Origin of the sequence: Sphingobacterium sp. UBA7253 (assembly GCF_002472745.1) — a bacterium.
GTDB lineage: Bacteria > Bacteroidota > Bacteroidia > Sphingobacteriales > Sphingobacteriaceae > Sphingobacterium > Sphingobacterium siyangense.
Window position 1 is genome coordinate 1 of sequence record NZ_DKSP01000187.1, and the last position, 25,703, is coordinate 25,703.

Here is a 25,703-nt window from a genome sequence, read left to right on the forward strand (position 1 = left end):
TTAATTTATAGAGGAAAGATAACGAATATATTGATAAGGCTTCCTTAAATTATTACGGTGATTTGCCTGCGGCTCCAGGTGGGGACTACATTTCTGTCAGATGGTTTCCTCAAGATGCTGCCAAGCCAGAAAAAGTAGAATCCGGAAAAGTATACAATTATACAATTTGGCCGATCAGAACATTATTGGCTGGAACAGGATTGATGGCTACGTACAATTATTCGGAATTTTTATCCACGTTGACCTATGGCGCGGAAATTCAAGCGCAGCTTAACCAGTATAAAATGGGCAATGGCGTCTGTAATTATCGGTACGTTTATCCTATATATATCGACGATATTCGGGAAGCAAGGGGCTACCTGAGTAATGCCTACGGTTATTAACATCAAGCAAATAGTTTTATGAAAAAGATACTTTTAAATAGCATAATGTTGCTGGCTCTGGTTTTAAACCTGCTTAGTTGTAAGAAAGCTAACGATTGGGAGGTGGATGCTTCACATCAGCGGCTTTTTAAATCACTAAAGTTTACTACTGGTGTAGTCGGTGCAACTTCAGTGGAAATTAACTATACAAAAACAGTAGCTGCGCAGAAATATATTTTTGAATTTAGTAAGGATAGTTTGCAGTTTGCCGAAATTGTTAAGACAGTGGAAATATTAGCTGATACGTTGACTCCCTTCGCACCATCCACCATTCCTGCAAGGGTTGAATATCGGACTTTATTTGATAATCTGGATGGCCTTACGGAGTATTCTGTCAGGATGAAAGGAGTAAATACAGAAACAGGTGAAGAATCAAATTATTCGCAATTATATTTTAAGACAGCTGCAGAGCAGTTATTTAGTAAACTGAATATTGGTGTGGATCATATTGAGCTCTATTGGCCTGTAACAGATCGTGTAACTCATGTTAGTGTTTTTGAACCAGTAAAGAATACTGAACTGCAGAAGATAACTTTGTCCCCTACTAATAAAGCCGATGGTCATCTCAAGATTGAAGGTTTACGGCCAGGAACAAGCTATCGTGTCGCAATTTTTAACGAGGAAAACGAGCGAGGAGCAAAGACAGTTAAAACCTTAGGTATAGCTGGAGGAGAGATGATAACAGTAAACCCTGGAGACGATATCCCTACGCTGATAAGCTCAGCTGTTGCCCAAGGAAAAACCAATATCGTGCTGGTATTTACAGGTGGTAAGACTTACGATTTGGCCAATTTACTGATACCTGCAGGAATCAGTAACCTAAATCTGACCGGCACCTCAGATGCCGGCGGCAATTATCCTAAGTTAAATCTTTTGGGGCTGCAATTGACCGATCTTGTCTTGGGTGAGGTCGTGTTTGAAAATCTCGAAATTTATGCAAACGGTAGCTCTTTTTTGATCTCTCAGGATAAAAATGGTGCAAGTGTAGCTGCCTACACTTTTAAAAATTGTTATATAGAAAGACTAGGTAGTGGGGTGGTACGCCTTAACAATGCTGTGACCGTGAAAGGGATAAACTTTGATCATTGTAGAGTCGATAAAATCGGAGGATATGGTGTGGTAAATATCGGTGGTAGCACCGCAAGTGTGGATTCGATCTCAATAACCAACAGTACCTTCACCGATCTGACAACGCAGTTGATGGACGTTCGCGTCGCTGTCGGAAAGATAGTTGTTGGCAATTGTACTTTTTATAATCAAAATGCAGCAATGACTCAATTGCTCCGCTTTGATACCGCTCGATTGCCTTTTTCCTTTGTTGGAAGCAACAATATTATTGCCGGAACGAACAGTGGTGGGCGTATAAACGCAACGAGCTACGATCATGCTGGTTTTGCGCTTAACGTATCGTTTGCTGGGAGCTATCGTACAAATGAATTGCAGATAGAGCGTACTTCCCGGGATTTTTCGGAGATCACTATTTTCAGCGGAACCGCGGAAGACTTATTTGTAAATCCGATGAATAAAGACTTTCGTATTAAAGCTGGTAATGGATTTGGTGGACGTGGTACTGCTGGAGATCCACGTTGGTTTGAATAGATTGAAATATGCATAATGTTAAATCAGGAAAGGTAAGTATGAACAAATTGATATGGTGCGGAATGTTGTGTTTGATATTTTATAACACACGAGTTTCTGCTCAGCATATTGCAGCTTTTCCGGGAGCTGAAGGCGGCGGAATGTTTACAAAAGGAGGTCGGGCTGGTACAGTCTATTATGTGAATACATTGCGTGATGACGACCAGGGTGATGCACAACTAAAAGAAGGCTCGTTACGCTGGTGCCTACGACAAGATGGGGCAAAAACAATTTTGTTTAAAGTAGGGGGGACAATATGGCTCCAACAACGATTGTCAATAAACAAGGGTGATTTGACGATAGCTGGGCAATCTGCTCCCGGTGAAGGAATTACGTTAGCGGGAAATCCTGTTTCAGTAGATGCGGATAATATAGTTATCCGATTTCTGCGTTTCCGTATGGGGGATCTGCAGCTCGCTGGCCGCGATGCTGACGGAGCGGATGCTCTTGGAGGACGCCAAAGGCAGCATATCATCATCGACCATTGCTCCATTAGCTGGAGTACGGATGAATGTGCTTCATTCTATGACAATAAAAATTTCACGATGCAATGGTGCATTATTTCTGAGAGTCTGCGTCTTTCTGGACATTCCAAAGGTCCACATGGTTATGGTGCTATTTGGGGGGGAGTTCATGCAACCTTTCACCACAACCTCCTTGCTCATCATGATAGTAGAAGCCCTCGATTGGGCCCAGGAGCCCTTTACGCAGGAAGCGATACGACAGATATTCGTAATAATGTAATTTACAATTGGAATGGCAATGGAGTATATGGCGGTGAAACCATGTATGTTAACATCGTTAATAACTTGTATAAACCTGGGCCTGCTACGAATAGTAACATTAAGGATAGAATTATAGCCATTAATGCCAAAACAGAAGAGCACCCTTTTCCAAAGATCAAAGATGTATGGGGTAAATATTTTGTGAGCGGTAATTTACTGACCCACAATTCCAGCATTTCCGCAGATAATTGGCAGGGTGTGCGGATCGTCGGCGAACAGATTCAGTCGGGAATCAGATTAGATAAGGAGATACCTCTACAAGGAACGATCCATACCCACGACGCACAAACAGCTTACGAAAAAGTACTGACATATGCAGGTAACTCCTATGTACGTGATGCTGTCGATCAGCGCATCATTAACGAAACACGTAGTGGGAGTGCTACTTTTCAAGGAAAGAGCCCTCACAATGGCGAAGGGGGAAAATGGAAAAGCCTACAGTATCCCCGTAAAGGTTTGATCGATTCACAGCAGGATATTAATCCAGATCCTGTGGGTAATCGATATGGGGCCTGGCCATCGTTGGAGGCTGGCACAGCCATTCAAGATCGTGACCGGGATGGAATACCAGATGGCTGGCTTAAAAAGAATTACCCCGAAAAACAAGCAACCGATCTAACCGAATCAGGCTATACATACCTAGAGGTGTATCTCAATAAATTGGTAGCTTCCATAACAGAGGGGCAGATCTGATATTTTATAGATTTTGTATAACAGATGAGTAAAACTAAAATAGATGTTTAAAAAAAATAAGAAAAAAGGGCTAAAGCTGGCGTGCTTTTGTTTAGCAATCGGAGTATGCCAGCATATTAGCGCTCAGTCGGCAGATAGTCCATATCATTGGAATAATCTTCCTGAGGTGGAACGACCTCAATTTCGAAATGATACGATTAGTATCGAGAGGTTTGGAGCGAAGGGAGACGGCTATACCTTAAACACAAGTAGTATAAATGAGGCTATTCGTTCTAGTAGCAAAAGCGGTGGCGGTGTTGTCTTGGTGCCGGCCGGCTATTGGCTTTCAGGGCCAATAATATTACAGAGCAATGTGAACCTTCATTTGGAAGAAAACGCTTTTTTGCAGTTTACAGATGACTTCAACCAGTACAAAATTGTAGCAGGAAATTATGAAGGAAAAGTTTCGGCACGAAACGAATCACCCATCAGCGGTACAGAACTTGAGAATATTGCTATAACAGGCAAAGGTATTATTGATGGCAATGGAGATGCTTGGAGGATGGTTGGTAAAGGAGCATTGACAGAAAGCGAATGGAAAACTAAAGTTGCGTCCGGTGGTTTAATCAGTGCAGACGGCAAAACATGGTACCCCAGTGTCAAATCGAAGCTTGCGCATGAAGAAAGACGTTCTTTCTTGTTAGCTGAGGGCAAAAAATTGACTGACTTCGAGGATATCAAAGATTATTTAAGGCCTAACTTGTTAGTTTTGACCAAATGTAAGAACGTATTACTTGAAGGTGTGACCTTCCAAAATTCACCTGCCTGGAATTTACATCCCCTTATGACGCAGCATCTGACCATAAGAGATGTGAAAATCACAAACCCGGATTATGCCCAGAATGGAGACGGTATTGACATCGAATCATGTTCGAATGTGCTAATAGAGCATTGCGTCCTGGATGTGGGTGACGATGCGATTTGTATTAAATCAGGTAAAGATGAAGAAGGACGCAAACGTGGGATTGCGACCGAACGCGTTATTATTCGCCATAATAAAGTCTATAAGGGACACGGTGGCTTTGTGGTGGGGAGTGAGATGTCCGGTGGCGCACGAGATATTTTTGTAGAAGACTGCACTTTTATGGGGACTGACAAAGGCTTGCGTTTTAAGACCACACGTGGTCGAGGCGGGATAGTGGAAAATATCCACATCCGCAATATCAATATGAATAATATTGTGCAGGAGGCTATATATTTTGATATGTACTATTGGACGAAGCCTCCACAGGCCAACGAAGTTCAAGAGGTCCCGCCTGTAAGTATTGAAACCCCACGATTCCGTAATATATCAATCGATGCAATTACATGTAGGGGGGCTCATGTTGGCATCTTTGTCCGGGGATTGCCAGAGATGCCCGTGCAGCAGGTTAGCATGACCAATCTAAACATTGTTGCCAACAAAGTGATTGAGCTTAAAGATGCAATGGATATTGTTGTGAAAAATGCATTCTTGCACTCGAAAGATGCTAAGATACCAACTATTTATATTGAAAATGCTTCTAACTTACGGTTTGAAGGTTTGAGATTTGACAAGAACATCTCTCCAGAATTAGAAGTAAATGGACTCAACTCAACGAATATTGTATTTAATAATTCGAACATAGATAAAAAGAAATTAAGTTTTAAACATGGCGCAAAAACTAATGCTGTCAAAATTAATTAGTCTATGAGATTGTGTAAAGATTTGAAGTACTGGATGTACAGACCTAACATTAATTTTTTGACTTAAATCTCTGTGTAAATGAAAAAATTATTGACAATTCTCTTATCTTTTGCATATCTACTGACCCAGGGTCAAGAATCAATTCTGTTATATGATACAACAATGCCAAATAGTAAAGGGTTGAAGCTTTTAGATAGTATTGCTAACGAACGCGTGTATCAAGTTGCTGCGCCCCGGATTATTCCTTTTTTGGTCTCAAAAGAAGAAAATTCGGGAACTGCAGTATTGATTATTCCTGGAGGAGGTTACTCCCGATTGGCTTATGTGATCAGCGGCACACAGTTGGCCAAATGGTTTAATACAATTGGTATCAATGCGTTCGTGTTGCTTCATCGCTTGCCAAACTCGCCTGACGTGATCGATCGACCGCTGGCCCCCCTGCAGGATGCACAGCGGGCAATCCGTGTTATTCGGTCTAAGACGGCTGAATGGCATATAGATCCCGGTCGTATTGGTGTGATGGGCTGTTCGGCCGGAGGACATCTTGCTGCTTCCTTATCGAGCATAGAACGGCCGATCAAAGTTCTGGGTGATGCGATAGATCAATTAAGCAGTAAACCCAATTTCAGCGTTTTGATGTCACCCGTAATTACAATGAAGGGTGATCATGCCCATCAGGGAAGCGTGGATAATCTATTGGGTAAGGTCCCTGATGATTCTCAAAAAGAGCTGTTTAGTTTGCAGGCTCAGGTGACAGAGCGTACGCCGCCCACATTTTTGGTGCATGCTCAAAACGATAAGACTGTTTCTGTACAAAATAGCCTTTTATATTATCAAGCTTTACTAGAACATAACATTACGGCCTCTTTGCATATTTTTCCACAGGGAGGACATGCCATCGCACTGGTCAACAATTCAGGGTCGACAGCAACTTGGCCAAGCATATTGGCAGCTTCGCTTCATGAAATTAAAATGATTAAACCATAAATCTATATCTTGGTATGAATATCAAATATCTTATATTTTCTAGTGTTCTATTGCTGTTTTGGAAGTTTAGTTCATCGCAAGAATTGAAGTTACACTATGATAAAGCGGCTAGTAACTGGAACGAAGCATTGCCTTTGGGGAATGGGCGTATCGGTGCCATGGTATACGGCGGAGTTTCCCAAGAAGAGATTCAATTGAATGAAGAAACGATCTGGGCCGGACGCCCTGGAAACAATGTGCCTGAAGGCAAATACACGGATATTGTAAAGATTCGTCAGTTTTTAGTTGAGGGCAGGAATAAAGAAGCGCAGGAACTGTCGAATCTCGCTTTTCCAAGAGCTGCACCTGCAGGATTGGACTATGGCATGCCTTACCAAACTTTCGGTAGTCTATTGCTTGGATTTCCGACTCACCGTCACCCTGTTCAATATCGACGGGAGTTGGATTTAAATAAAGCGATAAGTACTGTTTCTTATCAAGTCGATGGCGTCCATTATCGAAGGGAAATGTTTACGTCACTGGTCGACAGTGTGCTGTTGATCCGCATCACTGCTGATAAAGCGAAAAGTATTTCAATGGATCTAAACTGGAAAAGTCCACATCAAAATATTGGCCTAGGCATAAATAATGGAGCATTATTTCTGCGGGGAAAAGGAGGTACGGTGGATTCTAAAGAAGGGCAGGTGGCATTCTATGGATTTGTTTATCCGCAGGTTAAAGGTGGTCAAATTAATCATCATGGTGAGCAGATTACAATTAAAAATGCAGATGAAGTAATTCTTTATGTATCCATTGGAACAAACTTCAAAAATTACAAGGATCTCTCCATCGATCCTGAACGAAAGGCCATACGAATTTTTGAAAAATCAAAAAGAATTTCTTACGCGAAAGCATTGGAGCAGCATGTGAGAAAATACCAGCAGTTCTTCAGTCGGGTGAAATTGGACCTTGGTAACAATGCGCAGGCAAAAAAAACAACGGATGTGCGGATTCGGGAATTTGCGACAAATTTTGATCCACAATTAGTTGCTCTTTATTTTCAATTTGGTCGTTATTTGTTGATTTCTTCTTCACAACCTGGAGGCCAGCCTGCCAATTTACAGGGGATTTGGAATGCCAAACTTTCTCCTCCTTGGGATAGTAAGTATACGATAAACATCAATACTGAAATGAACTATTGGCCGGCCGAGGTAGGGAATTTAAGTGAAATGCACGAACCATTGTTTAGTATGTTAAATGATCTTGCTGTTACAGGTCAAGAGAGTGCACAGAAAATGTACCATGCCAGAGGGTGGAATGCTCATCATAACACTGATTTATGGCGCATTACGGGGGTTGTAGATGGCGGTTTTTACGGTATGTGGCCAATGGGCGGAGCTTGGTTGAGCCAACACATTTGGCAACATTATCTGTATAAAGGAGACATGCAATTTTTGAAGGATTATTATCATGTATTGAAAGGAGCGGCTTTATTTTACCTGGATGTTTTGACGAAGGATCCATCTGGGAAATGGCTGGTCGTAAGTCCTTCCATCAGTCCTGAAAATAGCTATGAAGCAGGTAGTGTTGGGGTTTCAGCAGGCACGACAATGGATAATCAACTTGTGTTTGATGTCTTTAATAATTTTATCCGTGCATCCTACATTGTGGATGCTGATGTCGTATTGCGGGATTCTGTCAAACAAAGTCTGGCACAGTTGCCTCCAATGCAAGTTGGTCAACATGGTCAGCTTCAGGAGTGGCTTAAAGATTTGGATAGAAAAAATGATCGTCACCGTCATATATCGCATCTATACGGATTGTTTCCATCTGGTCAGATTTCACCTTTTCGCAACCCTGAACTTGCTCAGGCAGCAAAAAACTCATTGATCTACCGCGGAGATAAGTCGACTGGTTGGTCTATGGGCTGGAAAGTAAATTGGTGGGCACGTTTGCTGGACGGTAATCAATCATATAAATTGATCAAAGATCAATTGAGCCCAGCCCCAGAGGAACGGAAAGGACAACATGGTGGTACCTATCCTAATTTACTGGACGCCCATCCACCTTTTCAGATTGATGGTAATTTTGGCTGTACATCTGGAATCGCAGAGATGTTGGTGCAATCCTATGATGGGAGCATATTTTTATTACCTGCTTGGCCAGATGAGCTACCGAATGGCGAAGTGAACGGTTTAGTCACTAGAGGTGGATTTATTATAGATATGAGCTGGAAAAATCGAAAGTTAACGAAATTAAAGGTCAACTCGACCTTAGGAGGCAATTGCCGTATTCGTATTAACTCTGGGAGTACACTCTATTTAGAAAGGAAGCGGTTGAAAAAAGCGAATGGAAAAAATACGAACTCCTTTTTTGACCTAGATGAAATCAAAAAACCATTGGTAATAACACAAAATAGTTCATTTGAAATTCCCGAAACAGTGCTTTATGATCTTTCTACCACGAAAGGTAAAGTTTATGAAATTGTTGTGAAATAAAACTTAAAATTCGAATTTATGCTAAATACCGATAAAAAAAAATGGAAATATGTTTGCCTGATGACCATTATGAGCTTCTGTAGTTCTTCATTGACTTTCGGACAACATTATAATTCTAAGGTCTGGAGCCCGGATCTTGGAAATGGAAAATTCAAAAACCCTATCATCAATGCAGATTATTCCGATCCCGATGCTATCCGTGTAGGTGAAGATTATTATATGATTGCCTCAAGTTTTAATCACAGTCCAGGCCTGCCCATTCTACATTCTAAAGATATGATCAACTGGACGATTATAGGACATGCGTTGCAAAGGCAGTTACCGGAAGAGGTGTTCAATAAAGTGCAACACGGAGGTGGTGTATGGGCGCCTTCCATACGGTATCACGATGGAGAGTTTTATATTTATTATCCCGATCCGGATTTTGGGATTTATCAGATAAAGACCAAGAATATTCGGGGGCCATGGTCTGCTCCTACGTTGGTTTTCCAAGGGAAAGGATTGATCGATCCTTGTCCTTTTTGGGATGAAGATGGTCAGGCTTATTTAGCTTATGCCTATGCGGGGAGCAGAGCAGGCTTGAAAAGCGTGCTCGCTATCGCCAAGATGAGTACCGATGGAACTTCTGTATTGGACAGAGGTACGATCGTTTATGATGGACATGAATTGGATCCTACAATTGAAGGCCCCAAAGTATATAAGCGGAATGGATATTATTATTTGTTTGCACCAGCAGGTGGCGTATCAACGGGCTGGCAATTGATTTTGCGTTCGAAAAGTATTTATGGACCTTATGAACGCAAGGTGGCTATGGCCCAGAACAAGTCGACAGTTAATGGTCCACATCAGGGAGCATGGGTAGACACACCCTCAGGAGAAAACTGGTTCTTCCACTTTCAGGATAAAGAAGCCATGGGGCGTGTGGTCCATCTGCAGCCTATGGTTTGGAAAGCCGATTGGCCCATTATAGGCGAGGACATCGATGGAAATGGAGTAGGGACACCCGTGATGAGCTATAAAAAACCTAATGTAGGAAACCAGGTTATTGCTCTGATGAATCCTCAGGAATCGGATGAGTTTGATTCTCCTCATTTAGGACTGCAGTGGCAATGGCAGGCAAATCCGGATGGAAACTGGCTTATGCCATCACACGAAGGCAAACTTCGGCTTTATAGCCAGCAGCTTCCTGAAGGAAGTAAAAATCTGATGGCAGCGCCAAATATACTGACGCAAAAATTCCCTGCCGAAAATTTCAGTGCGACAGCAAAAATACGACTGCGTCCTAGCGAGAAGGAACTTGGTGAAAAAGCAGGATTGGTGGTGGTCGGCGAAGATTATAGTCAGTTTTTTATCCGTAAGGAAAAGGGCCACTTTCAACTTTATTATGGTAGTTGTGTCAATGCCTATTCGGGAGCTGAAGAGCAGGTCAGGCGCATCGCTACTTTGCCAGAAGACTTTGTCTACCTTCGTGTACAAGTTAAAAATGGAAAGACCTGCAGCTGGACGTATAGCTTGGATGGTAAAAAATATACAGTCGTGGAAAATGGCTTCCAAGCGAAACCTGGCAAATGGATAGGAGCCACATTAGGACTCTATGCCAGCCGCGAAAAGCATATCAATGATAGTGGCTATGCAGAAGTGGATTGGTTTCGAATAGATCAATAACATAGTTTTGACCCTTTAATAACTATGAAATTATTGGAATATTTTAAAGTTATGAATAAAGTTTATATATAAATATATTAGTTTGATAATGCAATTATTTTCTGATTTATGAGACGGATAAAATTAATTAAGATCTTGGTGGCAGTTTATCTAGTTGTTAGCCTGTCATTGTTAGGATCGGGATTGCGAGCGGCCAGCCTTGAAGTGATCACTGTAGACCAACACGGAAAAGGTGATTTCACAAGTATACAGGCAGCCGTGAATTCCGTTCGTGCTTTTCGTGCAGAACATGCGGTTCGGATTTGGATCAGGAAGGGAATTTATCACGAGAAAATAGTTATCCCAACTTATGTCGAAAATGTCCAGCTTGTTGGTGAGGATGCTGCCAATACCAAGATTATTTTTGATGATTATGCAGGTAAGTTGGTTGATTGTCCGGATGAGACAGGGCAGCCGAAGCTTGGGACTTTTAGTAGTTATACGCTATTGGTACGTGCAAATAGGGTGCTTATCAAGGATATAACTATCGAAAATGCAGCCGGACCAGTAGGGCAGGCCGTAGCACTTCATCTAGAAGGGGATCAGATAGCACTGGTTAATTGCCGTCTTTTGGGATTTCAGGACACCTTGTATCTGGGTAAAAGCGGTGCAAGAAGCTATTTTTCTGATTGCAGTATCAGCGGCACGACGGATTTTATCTTCGGGCCAGGCATTGCATTCTTTAAGAGTTGCCGACTGATTTCTTTGCGGAATTCGTATGTCACAGCAGCTTCTACGCCGCAGGGGCAATTTTATGGTTACGTTTTCGACCAATGTGATTTTGTAGCTGCAGATGAGTCTGTCGATAAAGTATTTCTTGGCAGGCCATGGCGTCCTTATGCAAATACGGTTCTGGTAGATTGTAACCTAGGAGCTCATATTATTCCTGAAGGCTGGAATGAATGGAAGGGTGACACGTTGTTCCCAGATAAAGATAAAACTGTATTTTACGCCGAATTGGGGTCTAAGGGAGCAGGGGCATCGGAACTCTCAAAGCGAGTGACTTGGTCACATCAGTTACCGGAAGATAAACGGGATGTTTATAAACTCGAAAAAGTAATGGAGGATTGGAAAGTTAAAGAAATGCTCGATGAAATGGAAAAATAAATATCGCTCACAGGCTCTTTTGTGGAGTACATTATTATTGTTTATGTTTTGCGATTCGGTGTGGGCGCAGAATCGAGACATTCCGAAAGATACGACCTATAATACGATGCGTGTATGGCGGCAGATCAAGAAAAGCTATCCCCATGCACGACCGGCTATGGACAGCCTAGGAGGAGATCTAAAGGTCGTACGTAATCTGGTATATGCACATCTAGCTCGAACCGATTTTGGCCCTCGGGATCTACATCTCGATGTTATCCGGCCAAATGACCAGCGAAAACATGCGGCAGTGATATGGATCCATGGTGGTGGATGGCGTTCTGGGCAGAAGGAAATGGATGTACCCATGGCACAGTTGCTGGCGAGAAAAGGGTATGTCTGCATTCCAGTGGAGTATCAATTATCTTTGGAGGCAAAATATCCCAATGCCTTACTCAATATCAAATCGGCAATTTTGTGGCTTAAAAATCATGCCGATCAGTACGATATCGACAGTAGCCGTATCGTGGTGGCGGGAAGTTCCGCAGGAGGTCACCTAGCGAGTCTGGTTGGATTGACAGGTAATGTGCCCGAATTTGAATCATTTCTTGAGTCTAAACACAGTACGCAGATTCAGGCTATTATTAATTTGGATGGAGTGGTGGATTTCATGGCTCCGCTTTCACTCAATTTAGAACGAAAGCCCGATTCTCCTGATGCCTTCTGGCTTGGAGGAACCTTTGCCGAAAAACCGTTAATATGGAAGGAGGCTTCGCCTATATTTTGGGCCAGAGAGGAACAGAAAATTCCGATGTTATTCATAAATAGCGGTCTTCCTAGATTCCATGCCGGACAAGATGAATTGGTCGGTATGCTAAAGCGTTGGGGGACGGCACATCAAGTGTATACATTTGATGTACAGGTTCACCCTTTCTGGCTTTTCCATCCTTGGGTGAATAAGTGCGTCGATGTTATTGACGAATTTTTAAAGAATAATTTAATAAATCCAGAGCGCTTTTAGTTTGAAAGTTTTTGATCAAAGAATTGAGTCTGCTCATATTGTAATTTTTCTGGGCAAGCTATATAGGTTAGTTGGCATTTTAGGCGTTGTGAAGTGAAATTTAAAAATAAACCCCACTTTAAATTAATTTAAAGTGGGGTTTATTTTTAAATGTGTCCCCGACGAGATTCGAACTCATATCGTCAGAACCGGAATCTGAAATTCTATCCATTGAACTACGGGGACCTGTCGCAAAGATATACTATTTTCTAGATCTTACAAATAATCTTTGCGATAAAATTCAATCTTTTAGCAGACTATTTTTAATGCCTTTTGTCGACAGCATTTTTATGTTTAACATTCGCTAATTCCCTATTTTTTTATACGTGGGCTAATGATTTGTATATGAATGCTTAGCATCTGGGTGATAGTACTGTGGGCTACTTACAATTTCCTTTCATCCACCAGATAAATGGGTTTTCTGCTGAGCGGATTATAAATCCGGCTGATCAAAATTTCTTCGCGTTCGAACTCCACATTGGGAATTACGCGCAGTTTCGCCTGAAAACTATCTTTGATTTCTTTTAATAATGCGCTGTTTTGTTGTTTGGAGGATATTAAAATCCGAATGTCGTCTGTACCGACTGCAGTGCTGGAGATCTCGATCTGATAATGTTCAATTGCGGTGTAGCTGGCCAATACATCAAACATAGCCGGGGGAAACAGCGTCGTACCCTTATACTTAATCATCTGCTGTTTTCGGCCTTCAACAGGGCCTATTCTATAGGAGTTCCGACCACATGTGCAAGGGCCAGCATGTCGTCTGACCATATCGCCAGTTTTATAGCGCAAAACGGGCATAGCCTCTATTCCTAAGGTGGTGACAACTAATTCTCCCAGTTGACCATCGGATACAGGATGGTCATTATCGTCCAATATTTCGGTAATGATTAATGCTGGATGTTGGTGACCACCGGCAAAAGCTTCACATTCTGTGAATGCTGAGCTCATTTCGGTGGAAGCATAAGTGGAGTAGAGGGCAATATTCCATTTTTCCTGAATTCGTTTTGCCAGTTGGTTGTCCTGCAGGTCCGCAGTTCTAAGATTTTCACCGATACAAATGGCGACCTTTACAGAGCTGCTGTTGTAGTCGATGTTATGTTCTTCGGCATAAGCAATCATTTTGAGTAGGAAGGAGGGGACGACAACAAGAAATTTGGGTTTAAACTGCTGGATTGAATCCCATTGCATTTGAGGTATGCCAGCCCCAATACGAAGTATTCCGGCTCCAATTTTACGGAGTCCAAGAAAGTAAGCTAATCCCGCCATAAAACGACGATCTAGGGTCGTCATAATTTGTACCCGGTCGCCTTTTTTAATACCTACCCGTTGGAAGGAAATCATCTCATTATAAGCGAGACGCTCCAGGTCCGCGTCTGTTAATCCAAATACAACAGGTTTCCCCAGTGTACCGGAAGTTGTGGAGAAGTCGACAATCTCCTCTTCGGGGACGCACAGAAAATCCCAGTTAAACTGCTGCAGCTGTTCTTTGGAAGTCGTCGGCAAAAGGGGGAGATCCTGAACACCGCGGATGCGTTGTAAGTCAACTCCTTCACGTTGAAAAAGACGTTTGTAGTAAGTTGAATGTGTATTCAAATAGTTTAAAACATATCTTAGCTTTTCATCTTGATAATGGGTTATTTCTTCAAGACTGGCTTGTTCTATCGTTGGGATCATCGATTATCTCCTTTCTTCTCAATTTTATGAATATATGAAGCAATGTTTTTGCGGTCAACCAAAGTGGTCACTTCGCAGGAGTCGGCCTGTTGCAATTGCTTTAGTGCTTCTTCATAGCGCTTTTGCTCAAAATAATACGTTCCTCTCTTGTGATAGACTGCCCAAAACAGGGGATTGAGCTTTTGATATTCCTGCCATTCCGATTCAGTAATTTCTTGGTCAGACTTCAGTTTGTGGTCTATTATTCGATCTCGTTTACGGTAATCCTCATAATCGCGGTAGGCTTTACTATTCAAAAATGTATCTTGGGGAATATTCAATGCTGTATTGGCCAATGTAGACGCTGGCTGATGTGCCTTGTTGTCGAAGATTTTATTTAAGTCATAACAGACAAATTCCCCAAGCTGATAGGGGTTGGCTGAGATCCATACAAGGCGTTTTTTTGGTTGGAAAATGACGCCATGATGAGCCAAGAGCTGATTTAAGGCCTTTTCATTGCCATAGCCTATTTCTTTATTTTTTAATCCATTGCGATCTCTTAGTATAGCCGCAACTTTAGGGGCTGTAAGCTTATCCTGCTGTTGCAACTGCTCTGTCAGCAGTTGGTGTCGATAAACACTGTGGCTTTCTTCAATCTGTTTTTGATTGCGCTTATCGGATTGATAGGTACTGCTCTGAAAATGATTTGTGCATAGCAGGTAATTTGCATTGTCTGATTCAAAAACAGCAAATTTATGTGGCGACATCTCAATTAAGATGGCACGGCCTTCATCTGCAGACCCGATCATAAGTGATTCTGAAATAAAAATAGGATGTTTTTTTGCAATGGCGATGGCTTCCTTAAAATTTCGAGCATATTGGAGTATTTCTCGGGCAACAATAGATATAGGCGTTTTTGCAGCCCAAGGAATAGACGATTTTCCTGCATTGAGTGTAACTGTCAGGCCAGCACTGTTCATGCCGGAGACGACACCAATCATGCCTGCCCAGCCCACGGAGAGAAATGAATAACCAGAATCGGGTTTCACAATAGTGATTAATTTGTTGTGACTAAAATCGTCGCCCGCATAAAAGTCAAAATTTCGCCCGATAATGAGCTCGCCATCTGCAGACTTTGGTCCCCATGCCGCTAAGGAAGAACAGCCAACCAAAGCGAGGTCCTGAAAAGCATGACCCAAGTCATGGGCCCCATGAAGAAAAAGATTCCGCTGATAGGGATCCATAAGGGAGTCGTAGCGAGGAGAAGCATACCGTGACAATCCAAAAATCTCTTTTCTATACGCTATCGGGATATATTTATGGATGTTTCGATTATAGACTTTAGTCAATTTCATCATCCATTTCTGCTTGCGCTGAGAAGGGATAAACTCTTGAATTTTAGAAAAGAAAGCCTTTTCTTGGTAGGCATAAAGCGATTGTGTCAGTATACCCGTTTTTAATCCAAGTTCCATCGGGTTACCGCTGACGTAGAGTTCCCATAAACCTTGTGCGTTATGAAATAGGAAGTTACTGTCTATGCTGAGATAATTGTCCGTAGAGTCGGCCAACCTTAATGTCGGAATCGCCTGCTGTTCGAATTTAGCTTTTTCTTTCAGGGCACCATTTAGCGCACAAGAGCTAAATAGTGATGCTATCCAAATCGCCAACCAATACTTTTTCATCATTCTCTTTAAATAGATCATCTTCAAATTCTTTTCCAAGCATCATTAAGCAACAGGAGAAGGCTGTAATTGTAACCCCCAACACACCGTGCATCTTGACATTTTGGCCTGTCAGAAACAAGTTCTTGACTTTCGTCTTCGTGGAAATTAAGCTATTCAACGGATGCTTGTATTCTTTTAAATAGCCATACATATTACCTTCCTCGGCCCCGATAAAATCACGGTAGCTTAATGGACTGGACGTGTGAACAGATTGAGCGGCAGCTTTAATATTCGGAAACAAGTGTTGGAGTTCTTCGATAATTTCTGCAGCCTTGGCAGCTTTAAAGGCTTCATACTCTTCACCACGGCTACTTAACTGCTGGATAATGGACCGATTGAAAGTCTCATTCCACTGTTGCACTTCGTCCGCAGTCATATAACACATCACGGTCATGGTGCTACAATAGCGTTGATTTTCGCTGTTACAGCTCATGGAAACGACTAAGGGAGATTGCTCCTGATTATACCAAACGGAAGCGATGTTTTTATAATGGTAAATATTATAATTTTGATAGGGGATATAACCTTCTTTACAAACGATGTAAACGGAAAAAACCGAAGGGCTCAACGGTAAGCCTTGTATACGCTTGACATAAGCTTGCTTTTGAAATCTTTCAGGCAGCATGGCAAAGGTATGCCGGAGATTGATATTCGAAACAAACTCCTTTGCATAAATCAGCTGCTGGTCATCGGTGCGTACTGCTTTGATCAGCTGATCGTCCATTTCTACAGCAATGACTTCTTTATTTTTGATGATGTCACCACCATATTTACGCAATTGGCGGATCAATAACTTGGCAATTTGGCTACCGCCGTTTACACAACGCCAAGCGGACTGAATATAGGAGTTTATGGTAAGCGCATGTACATAGAGTGGGGTACTTTCTGCTTTTGCAACATAAAGGAAGTTCGAACCGACGAGTACAGCCTTAAGGAGTTCGTTATCGGTCAAATCGTCTAAAAAAGACTTCAATGAAATACCGAGTACAGCCTCATTGAACCCAAAACTTTTGCGGAGATTATACATAGGAAATGAATTACAGATGTCCTGTATCTTCTCACAATATACGGTTAAGGCCTGCTTTTCTTCAGGAAAGTAATGAAGCAATTGTTGTACAAAATTTTCATATCCTTGTGCATGTGGATAATTGATCGGATTTCCATCAAATGAAATTCGATCATATTCATCGATTCCCATGCGTTGGATCGATAGATCCTTCATAATCCCCAGATACTCAAAATATTTATACAGGTTTTCACCTTCACCCAAACCGCCAATGTAATGTACCCCTGTGTCTAAGATTTCTTTGTCTCGCACAAAAGTCTGCAGATTGCCACCATATTGATTGTTTTTTTCAATGACACATACTTCGCGTCCAAATTTAGCAAGGAGAACTGCGGTAACAAGGCCTCCTAGCCCTGAACCAATGATGACGCTATCGTAGACTTTATCCATTTGTTCTTCTTTTTAATACGCAACTGTATTGATCTTTAAATACTTCTTCAAAACCAATGTAATGTGGCTTTTCTAGGAAATCATAACATACAATAGTATGTATCGAATCGCTGATTTCAACCTTTTCATCGTTGCTGCCCCAGATCAGTACATCGAAACGTAATGTGGTTTCGGTCGGCTGATTTAGATAAGTCAATTTACGTTTATGCTTTAGATACGTATTGCCCGCAATAGCACGTTTTTCAGGATCACGGATATAGCTTTCTATATGTCGCTGTGCCTGTTGCATGGTCAACAAAAAATCAATATGACCAAAATCGTTTCCAATATGCAAAATTTTTGCATTTGCTGCAATGAAATTATTCCAGGTTGCATAAGACTCCTGATGAAGGTCAAAATCATTTAGGCTTAATTTTTCGATTTCCGTTTCTTTATACCGATAGTTTAAGCTTATTTTTTCTCTAAAGTAAGTCGGACCCTCAAATTGCTTTCTGATTTCAGCGAACTGTTGTTTGAATAAGCGACTGATTGTTTTACAGCGTGCAGAATAATTATCTCCAAACTGTTGGTCGGTAGGTCGAATTCTTTCGCCTATGACTGTACTGAGTGTTCCATCATAAATGACAAAATCTCCTTTTGGACAAACATCGGCAGCTCCGTGTATATAAATAGGGAGGATATCCAATTGCAGCTGTTCGGCAATATAGAATGCGCCTTTGTGAAACCGTTGTACATCATTTGTTGCCGATCGCGTTCCTTCTGGAAAAATCGCAATCGAATACCCAGCATCGATACGTTGCTTTAAGATGTTTTTCGATTTTTCTAAATCGTCGTCGAGCATTAAAAAACCTGCACGCCTAACCACACGGCCAAAGACTGGTGATTTGTAGACCCATTCGTTCGTAACAAATACGCACTTTGGCAATAAACGCCCAATAAGAAGTGTATCTAATAGCGAATTGTGATTGGCTATAATAATCGCGGGTTTTTTGAAGTCTTCGTCATGCGCGTTGAATTGCTGTTTCTTGACAAAAGGGTTGGACTTCAATACAGAGTCTCCAAAACGAGACATTACGCGTGTCATCCAAGCTCTATTAGAGATCAAACTAAAGAGAAGGCCTGAAAGCATACTTCCGATGATATAGTAGCTGAACGAAAACGCTGAAATCAAGCGCAGACGCAAACTAAGCGGAGATAAGCCTTGGGAAGGCCTGCGGCGAAATACAAACCTAAAAACGAGCGGATAAAGAACAAAAGTGTTTAAAACCGCTGCTGTAACACCGAGTAGGGAAACTGCTGAAATGGATTTTAATGCCGGGTGTTTAGCGAAAATTAAAGCACCGATGGCTAAAATTGTCGTTAATACGGCAAGTAGAATAGACGTACGGTACATAGGCATTTCATCTTTGCCGGTACTGTATTCTTTTTGCAGGGCTGCGGTCATAAATATGGCAAAGTCTACACCGTGACTGAATACAAGTGTACAGACAATGGTATTGAAAATATTAAATTCGAGGTGAAACAGGCCCATGAGGCCCCCTGTAACCAAGCCTGTTAACACAATAGGTACCATGCTGATCAATGTCAGCTCGATGCGGCGAAATGACAACCAAAGAATAACAAATATGGCTACAAAGCTATAATTGACCAAGGTGTTGAAGTCATTGACCAGCTGTCCCAAAAAGGTTTCATTCATTTCTTTGCGATCAATGACAACGGTACTGCCATTATTGAACTGCTTCATCAATTTTTCCCGGTTTCCTTCTGCCGTTTTTACAATGGTATTTGCGGTGAAAAAGCCATCTTTGGAACTGATATACTCGCTCAATATTCCATTGTTGAGTTTCTGATAATCATCCCATGTGACGGTCGAAAATTTTTGATCCAAAAGGGAGAAGAAAGCTTGATAAGCAGTTGGTTTGAAACCAAAAGCAGCGCTAGAACGGATAAGATTCTCGCGGATTTCCGTTTTACGGACATCTGTCCAAAAGGAATTCCACTGGGCAATTTTCGCCTCCTGATCCTTTTTCGATAGAACAATTTCACCAATGGAATTGATAGCGATCATACCTGTATCTTGTTGTAATCTACTATACAATAAAGAATTAGCCGAAAGAACCTGGTCGATATTGTTACCATAGTTTATCAGAAATAGCGACTTATTTTGTTGTTGTGCTGAATTTTCAAGTTTGTATTCGGCTTCTTGCAGTTCTTTTGGGAAGAAATTTAGTGCAGATAAATCTTTATTGAACCCGACTTTCCAAAAAGTAAACAAGCTCACTACTAACAATAGGTAGCTAAATATTTGTAAGGGTTTATTCCGTTCAAAACTGAATGCAGAAATCCGATCGATGAGATGGTTTTTATCATCCGAGGTTTTTATATTCGGTTTATAGATATGCGGGATAAGAATCAAAGAGAATATTCCCGAGAACAGGATGGCAATGAACGCAAATATTCCCAAATCTTTTAAGGCCTCCGAATTGACGAAGAGCAGGCAAAGAAAAGAAACGGCTGTAGTGCCCGCACTCATCAAGATTGGCTTAGTGATTTCTTTATAGAGGTGTTTGATATCCTGAGTTTGCTTGAAATGCGTCATGATATGCAGCGCATAGTCTATGGTAATGCCAATTAATACTGCAGCAATGGAGATTGAAATAGCAGATATTGTACCCCGCAGAAAGTAAAGAAATGCGAGTGCTAGTAAAGCCCCAAAAAGCGAGGGAATAAAGATGATGACCGGAATTTGCACTTTCTTGTAAAAGAGAATCAAAATAAGCATCAATAAACTCATCGAAATAAGGATGGTCGTTTGGATATCTGTTTTGATTTGCTTTGCATTGGCGACAGCAACCAAAGATGATCCGAAGTAGCTTAGTTTGGTTTTTTTTAGGTAGACCTTGTTTAACGCACTTTTCATGTTGTCAAGCCTGTCGACAAAAATCGCATTATGTTCTGTTTCCGAGCCTGAATATTTGGGATTAATAAACAATAACAGCTTGCTTGAATCTTTTGTAATAATATAGCCATTGTAAAGTTGAAAATCGCCGGCAATACTGAGCTTTTGGAATTTTTTAAGCGCCATAAAGCCAATCCCTAGGGGATCTCGTTGTATAAAAGATTTTGCAACGATACTCGTAGGCGAAATTAATGCAGCATAATTGGCTTCCACTACCTGCGCTATGCTATCACTTGGCAGGTGGCTTGCTATGGTTTTGTAATCGTTCTCGTCCAATAATGTCGGCAAATGCTGGTATACAAACTGCATGGTACTTTCCATTTCCGCGTCGCTAATTTGCCCTTGTATACTATGATAGTAGGGAGCAAGCGATACGATGCTATCGGAAAAGGAATTAGCCATTTCAACCATATCGTCAATTGAAGCATCTTTTTCCCGTTCAATAATGACGCTTATTTTATCCGAAAACTTAAGTTGGGTCAATATTTTGGCAACCTCATTTGTCCGTTCATTTTGAGGTATGATCCGCGTAATATCTTCTTCAAATTTTAGTTTTAGTGCGAAATATCCCGTTGCGACCAAAAAGAGCAGGGCAACTAACCAGGCGATATAAGGTTTCTTCTTGAAAAATAGATAAAGCTGATAAAAATAATGCTGCATATTAACGTCGTTGATTAAACCGCAATAGCGTAAAGGAGGAAAGTCCAAATAGGACTGCGGTCACTAAAGCCAAAGCGAGACTACCCAGTACATATTGTAAAAAATGTTCGGATATAGCTTGAAAATCTATTTGGCTATAATCCAACAAAGGTTTGGCACTGGATATAAATAACTTTCCTGTTTGTATCGATCCCCAAATAATCAATGGGATCATAGGGGGGATACTGACATTTGAAAAGGCAAAACAAAGACCTTTATTAAGCCTAAAGACAGAGGCGAGAAAAATTGATAAAAAAGACTGAAATCCCCATAAAGGGGCAATCCCAATAAACACACCCAATGCAATCGAAATGGATTTAATAAAATTCGAATCGTGCGTTCCCAGAATATCTTCTTTTAGAAAATCCTTAAAGCTTTTTTTTTTGAAACTTCGAAAAGCGTTTCTTGGAAATATGTAGAGTAGACTAATCAAAACTAAGAAGGTGTTAAGGATGCTAATTCGTGTGAAGTCCTTAAATGGTCTAAAATGCGAAACTCGCTCTGTCGGATCGTAAAGTATCTTAATCGGTACATTCTTCACGACAATGTCTTTCCATGCTGAGCGTACAATTACTTCAATTTCTAGTTCGAATTTGTTGGTATATAGTTTTTTAGGTATGCGATCAAGAGGGTAGAGTCTGTATCCTGATTGCGTGTCAGCAAGTTTTATCCCTGTTTCAAACCAAAACCAAAAATTGGAAAACTTATTACCGAAACTGCTCTTTTTGGGTATGCCGGCTTGGTCCATTTGGCGCTCACCAATCAATAAAATATTTCCGTCACTTTGGTTGAGTGCGTCTATAAAAGTTGGAATGTCATCGGGAAAATGTTGCCCATCCGAATCGATGGTGATTGCATACTGAAATCCCTGTTTTCTTGCCGTATCAAACCCTATTCGTAAAGCTTTGCCCTTACCTGAATTCTTTTCCAGGTGCAGCACTGTAATGGAAGGGTAATTTGCTAAAATCTCTGCTGTTGTATCCGTTGAACCATCATTGACTACAATAACCTGTGTGGTATAGGCCAAAACCCCATCTAAAACTCTTTTTAGCGTTTTAGCATTGTTGTAGGTGGGTATGAGTACACATACAGCTGTAGGAATAATAGATTGGCTGAAGCTTGGCGAATTGATCATGGTTATACAACAGGATAAGTGCGGCAAAAATTGAGTTCCATTTTAAGTGCAAGGGTATCATCGAAAGAACAATTGGCCTTGATCTGTATGGTTTCGGTTTCTTGAACCGCCAATTCCAATGTCAGCATGGAATGAACGGAAGGATCTATAATGGCATAAAAACGAATGTTTTTGGCAGACCGCATACGGAGTTTTGTCTGCAGTAAATCTTCGGTTATATTTTTTATGATCTGTAACATACATACACCTGGTGTTACTGGTCGCCCTGGAAAATGCCCGTTAAAAATCGGATGATCGGGATGAATACCTATCTCCATCAAATATTTTCCATCTTCACGCACCTGACTATTGTGTATCGTATAAAAGTCTGCTAAAACCATGTTTCAAACTTAGATAAATTACCTTTTATATGCAATATAATAGCGGAGCATAATAAAAGTAATTGAAGAACTTACTATAGCGGAAATACGGCTTTGTTTATTTTTTATATCTAGCCTTATGTATCATGTCGCTTAAAATGGAATATTTACAAAATCCATTTTTAGCTTGATACCACGATGTTTTATATTAAAGCTGTCAAGTTTCCCCAAAGAATCTGGTTTGAATTGAATTTCAAAAGCTCTTTTGTACTTGGATGCCATTTCGATTTTGGTTAAGGTTCCTTGGTCATCTATCTTAAGAAAATATCGTTTGCCGTTATAGATACTTAAAAATTGATTGGCTATTAAATTTTGATAGTCAGCTCTATAAGTTGTTTGTGTTAAAGCTCTGAAATCCCTCACTAAGGTGTGGAGGATTATCTTTCTGTCGAGATCTTGCATGACATAATTGACCAGATGTTGGTCTTTGGAAATCGTTATATCAAATAAGGTATTCCCCAGATCAGAGGTAAGTACAATCCGATGATCGTCCTGACTGATTCTTTTGGCGACAAACATTCCTGTCATCTCTTTTCCATAAAAGCGAATTGTGGCCCGATATAAGCGCTCTTCATTTAACCTGGCAAAATAGGGGTTTTGAACGAGAGTGTCGATTGCACCATAGTTTTGTTTACCATTTGGGTAGTAAACCTTACATCCTGTCAGAAGAACTAAAAGTAACAGACTAAAAACTGAATAACGCATCGCTGATTGGTTGGTTGATCTGCTTGTTTTTGAAAACTATTTTTGTATAATCTTTAGACGGTTCTATCAACTGGACTTCCGAAACTGTAGATTGTTGATCATTAAAATACAATACGATCGTTTGAATATAAGCCGATAGCTCTTTTGTTTTAGGTGAAAGCTTCGCTATGCGTTGATTTCGATTTTTGTGAAAGGTGATCGTAAAGTCATCGGCAGCAAAGAGATCTCCACTGATGCTGCCAATAATCATTTTATTGATTTTCTCGAACTTTTTATTGTTGCCAAGGTCGACCTTATTTTTTTTACCTTGATCATTTACCAATACTTTATTGTCTTTAAAAAGAATACCATATTGGATCGGTGTATTGTATTTCCAAAGCAGCTTGTTTGGGTTTTTCAATAACATGGATCCACTGGACGTAATCTCTTTAGAAAGAAAATCCAAGTGCTTATATTGGACAAAATCTGTTTTTAAGGTTTTTATTTTTTGTGCTTCCGCTACGACGGTTTGTTTAAAACTAGTTATTTCAGCGCTTGACATAGCTGTTTCTTGTGCTTTGGTCAGCGCAATGTGAAATACAGAAACAAGGAGTAGAATGAGCTTAGTTTTCATATACTTTTTGATTTAAGAAATCTTCCAAATTTACGGCTTCTAATTTGTTAACCTTTAATGCCATTAATAAACTTTTAACGATATGTACTGTTTTCTCGGATGTATCATGTAAAAGAATGATACTGCCGGGACTTAGTTTTTTTGCAATGCGTGCAAAAATCTGATCTTCAGTTAGATTTAAAGTATCCAAGGAGCGGATGTTCCAACCAATGGATTTCAACTTGCAATCGTGCAATGCTTTTGCAATATGTGGATTGCTGACACCAAATGGAGGCCTGTAAAGCAATACTTTTTTTCCTGTTGCCGTTTCAATGGCATGATTAGCTTCATTTATCTCTTCAACAACTTGTCTGCTTGGCAGAAACCCCATCTTATTGGGATGATTCATGCTATGATTGGCAATTACATGGCCCCTTTCAATAATTTGCTTCGCTATCATGGGATACTTGACGACCTGTGTGCCAATACAAAAAAAACTAGCTTTTGCTTGATATTGATCCAGTAAGTCTAGTATTTCCAAGGTAAAAGGTGTAGGGCCGTCATCAAAAGTGATCGCAACTTGCCGCACATTTTTTCTTACGCTTGTTGTCGATTGCATAAAGAAATTTAGACGGAGATCAAATGCTCCCCAGGAAACTATTCCAACATACATAATCAGCACAATAATCAAAGGAGAATACAGTTGATCGTTTTTCCAGATGAATACAGTCATCAGAAAAAGGGCAAGACTCACGTATGTTGTGTTTTTAAAATTTAGCATCTCGATAACAGCATTAGACTGTTTTGGTCTCCAAAATTACAAATCAGTACATGTTGAAAAGCACCGATCTTATTTCCAATTGGACTCTCTATCGATCGAAAGGTTTGATTATTCAATTGCTTTAAAGCGAAATCGAATGCAAACACAACATCTGTGTCAAAGTATCCTATCTGCGATTGATAGTTTATTTTAGCTAAGTCGTTGAAGGCCTCAGCTTCCATTTCCGATGGGGTTTCCGGCTTTGCCGAACCATAAATAACCAAGTCAAGCTGCTCGGCAGATAGCTTGTTTTTTTTAAGAAATGCAGCTAGTTGGCTTTCTGGTCGGAGCTCTTCTGTTGGATGATAAATTACCATGTCAACCAATTCACCAAGGGTATGTTGATTCTTTTGATTGGAGAAAATAAAGAAACCGGCACCTTCTGTCCGCGGGATTCCTGTTGTTATCGGTTGATCTGTTGTATTGGCTATGCTCTCGCTGATGTCGATACTGATATCTGAAAGCTCGTCAACGGCACCGACCAATAAAGTTTTCCGTTCGTTCAGCACAAGTTGTAGATAGGCATCAAATACGGTCGATTCAAATGATACGCGACCCTGTGAATAGGTCATATTATAACCTGTATTTTTGATTAAAAGGGCAATTTGACCGGCAACGGTATTGTGCGTCGACTGGATAAATGCAGTCGGTGATAAAAACTCTTCTTGTTGAACAGCAATGGACTGTAAGAATCTATCGGAGTCTATTAGACAGCCTTTTCCACTTCCAACGAGGATACCGTCCAGCTCACTGCGATCAATCTGTTGCAGTGCTTCCATAGCACATATAATTCCCATTTTTACAGCTTTGGACATTCGCCTTGCACTGTTGGGCGATAGGATCTTACTGTCTATTTTAGGCAGATCAACCTTGATCCAATTTTCTCGACTATTTGGTAGGCTAAGGTTGTTAACGCATATGCTTGCGGAATTAATATATACTTTATGCATGCGAAAAAATTAAGCTTGAACAATTACCGCC

The 25,703-nt window shown here is 40.8% G+C and carries 19 protein-coding genes and 1 tRNA gene; 9 read left to right on the plus strand and 11 right to left on the minus strand.

What is annotated here, in order from left to right; all coding sequences use genetic code 11:
* Nucleotides 1–62 precede the first annotated feature (62 nt).
* The 9 genes from B2X72_RS18930 (at nucleotide 63) to B2X72_RS18970 (ending at nucleotide 12,518) form a co-directional block, all read left to right on the plus strand.
* A complete protein-coding gene (locus B2X72_RS18930; protein WP_286851073.1) occupies nucleotides 63–383 on the plus strand; it encodes a hypothetical protein in 321 nt (106 codons plus the stop codon).
* An 18-nt stretch (nucleotides 384–401) separates the two neighbouring features.
* Complete coding sequence (locus B2X72_RS18935; protein ID WP_145328561.1) at nucleotides 402–2,021, plus strand: DUF5123 domain-containing protein; 1,620 nt, start codon at nucleotides 402–404, stop codon at nucleotides 2,019–2,021.
* Between the two features lie 38 nt (nucleotides 2,022–2,059).
* Nucleotides 2,060–3,538 carry a pectate lyase family protein gene (locus tag B2X72_RS18940; RefSeq protein ID WP_286851076.1) on the plus strand — a complete coding sequence of 493 codons (1,479 nt, stop codon included), beginning with the start codon at nucleotides 2,060–2,062 and terminating at the stop codon, nucleotides 3,536–3,538.
* A gap of 43 nt (nucleotides 3,539–3,581) precedes the next feature.
* Nucleotides 3,582–5,243 carry a glycoside hydrolase family 28 protein gene (locus B2X72_RS18945; RefSeq protein ID WP_286851078.1) on the plus strand — a complete coding sequence of 554 codons (1,662 nt, stop codon included), beginning with the start codon at nucleotides 3,582–3,584 and terminating at the stop codon, nucleotides 5,241–5,243.
* A 78-nt stretch (nucleotides 5,244–5,321) separates the two neighbouring features.
* A complete protein-coding gene (locus B2X72_RS18950) occupies nucleotides 5,322–6,230 on the plus strand; it encodes an alpha/beta hydrolase (protein WP_286851080.1) in 909 nt (302 codons plus the stop codon).
* A gap of 14 nt (nucleotides 6,231–6,244) precedes the next feature.
* Nucleotides 6,245–8,707 (plus strand): glycoside hydrolase family 95 protein, encoded by a 2,463-nt coding sequence (locus B2X72_RS18955; RefSeq protein ID WP_286851082.1) that lies wholly within the window; start codon nucleotides 6,245–6,247, stop codon nucleotides 8,705–8,707.
* Between the two features lie 18 nt (nucleotides 8,708–8,725).
* Complete coding sequence (locus B2X72_RS18960) at nucleotides 8,726–10,372, plus strand: glycoside hydrolase 43 family protein (RefSeq protein ID WP_232475746.1); 1,647 nt, start codon at nucleotides 8,726–8,728, stop codon at nucleotides 10,370–10,372.
* A 108-nt stretch (nucleotides 10,373–10,480) separates the two neighbouring features.
* Nucleotides 10,481–11,518, plus strand: a complete 1,038-nt coding sequence (locus B2X72_RS18965) for a pectinesterase family protein (protein ID WP_145328552.1) — start codon at nucleotides 10,481–10,483, stop codon at nucleotides 11,516–11,518.
* A complete protein-coding gene (locus tag B2X72_RS18970) occupies nucleotides 11,502–12,518 on the plus strand; it encodes an alpha/beta hydrolase (protein WP_145328550.1) in 1,017 nt (338 codons plus the stop codon). Before B2X72_RS18965 ends, B2X72_RS18970 begins: the two co-directional genes overlap by 17 nt.
* A 153-nt stretch (nucleotides 12,519–12,671) precedes the next feature.
* Here B2X72_RS18970 and B2X72_RS18975 read toward each other — a convergent pair.
* From B2X72_RS18975 to B2X72_RS19025, 11 genes are all read right to left on the minus strand, one after another.
* A tRNA-Arg gene (locus B2X72_RS18975) sits at nucleotides 12,672–12,743 on the minus strand.
* 198 nt (nucleotides 12,744–12,941) lie between these two features.
* Entirely contained in the window at nucleotides 12,942–14,234 is a 1,293-nt protein-coding gene (locus B2X72_RS18980) for a phenylacetate--CoA ligase family protein (RefSeq protein WP_286851085.1), read from the minus strand.
* Nucleotides 14,231–15,916, minus strand: a complete 1,686-nt coding sequence (locus B2X72_RS18985) for a C45 family autoproteolytic acyltransferase/hydolase (RefSeq protein WP_145328548.1) — start codon at nucleotides 15,914–15,916, stop codon at nucleotides 14,231–14,233. The genes B2X72_RS18980 and B2X72_RS18985 overlap by 4 nt, the downstream gene beginning before the upstream one ends.
* On the minus strand, nucleotides 15,852–17,393 hold the full coding sequence (locus B2X72_RS18990) for a phytoene desaturase family protein (RefSeq protein WP_088161024.1): 1,542 nt from the start codon (nucleotides 17,391–17,393) through the stop codon (nucleotides 15,852–15,854). The genes B2X72_RS18985 and B2X72_RS18990 overlap by 65 nt, the downstream gene beginning before the upstream one ends.
* Nucleotides 17,386–21,012: a 1-acyl-sn-glycerol-3-phosphate acyltransferase gene (locus tag B2X72_RS18995; RefSeq protein ID WP_286851087.1), complete on the minus strand. Its 3,627-nt coding sequence runs from the start codon at nucleotides 21,010–21,012 to the stop codon at nucleotides 17,386–17,388. The genes B2X72_RS18990 and B2X72_RS18995 overlap by 8 nt, the downstream gene beginning before the upstream one ends.
* 1 nt (nucleotide 21,013) lies before the next feature.
* Nucleotides 21,014–22,186 carry a DUF2062 domain-containing protein gene (locus tag B2X72_RS19000; protein ID WP_145328544.1) on the minus strand — a complete coding sequence of 391 codons (1,173 nt, stop codon included), beginning with the start codon at nucleotides 22,184–22,186 and terminating at the stop codon, nucleotides 21,014–21,016.
* A 2-nt stretch (nucleotides 22,187–22,188) separates the two neighbouring features.
* On the minus strand, nucleotides 22,189–22,566 hold the full coding sequence (locus tag B2X72_RS19005; RefSeq protein ID WP_145328542.1) for a 3-hydroxyacyl-ACP dehydratase: 378 nt from the start codon (nucleotides 22,564–22,566) through the stop codon (nucleotides 22,189–22,191).
* Nucleotides 22,567–22,698: 132 nt separating this feature from the next.
* Nucleotides 22,699–23,310 carry a hypothetical protein gene (locus B2X72_RS19010; RefSeq protein WP_145328541.1) on the minus strand — a complete coding sequence of 204 codons (612 nt, stop codon included), beginning with the start codon at nucleotides 23,308–23,310 and terminating at the stop codon, nucleotides 22,699–22,701.
* Nucleotides 23,291–23,923 carry a LolA family protein gene (locus tag B2X72_RS19015; RefSeq protein WP_075991961.1) on the minus strand — a complete coding sequence of 211 codons (633 nt, stop codon included), beginning with the start codon at nucleotides 23,921–23,923 and terminating at the stop codon, nucleotides 23,291–23,293. Before B2X72_RS19015 ends, B2X72_RS19010 begins: the two co-directional genes overlap by 20 nt.
* Nucleotides 23,913–24,683 carry a polysaccharide deacetylase family protein gene (locus B2X72_RS19020; RefSeq protein WP_088161030.1) on the minus strand — a complete coding sequence of 257 codons (771 nt, stop codon included), beginning with the start codon at nucleotides 24,681–24,683 and terminating at the stop codon, nucleotides 23,913–23,915. Before B2X72_RS19020 ends, B2X72_RS19015 begins: the two co-directional genes overlap by 11 nt.
* Nucleotides 24,677–25,672: a beta-ketoacyl synthase chain length factor gene (locus tag B2X72_RS19025; RefSeq protein WP_286851089.1), complete on the minus strand. Its 996-nt coding sequence runs from the start codon at nucleotides 25,670–25,672 to the stop codon at nucleotides 24,677–24,679. Before B2X72_RS19025 ends, B2X72_RS19020 begins: the two co-directional genes overlap by 7 nt.
* Nucleotides 25,673–25,703 lie beyond the last annotated feature (31 nt).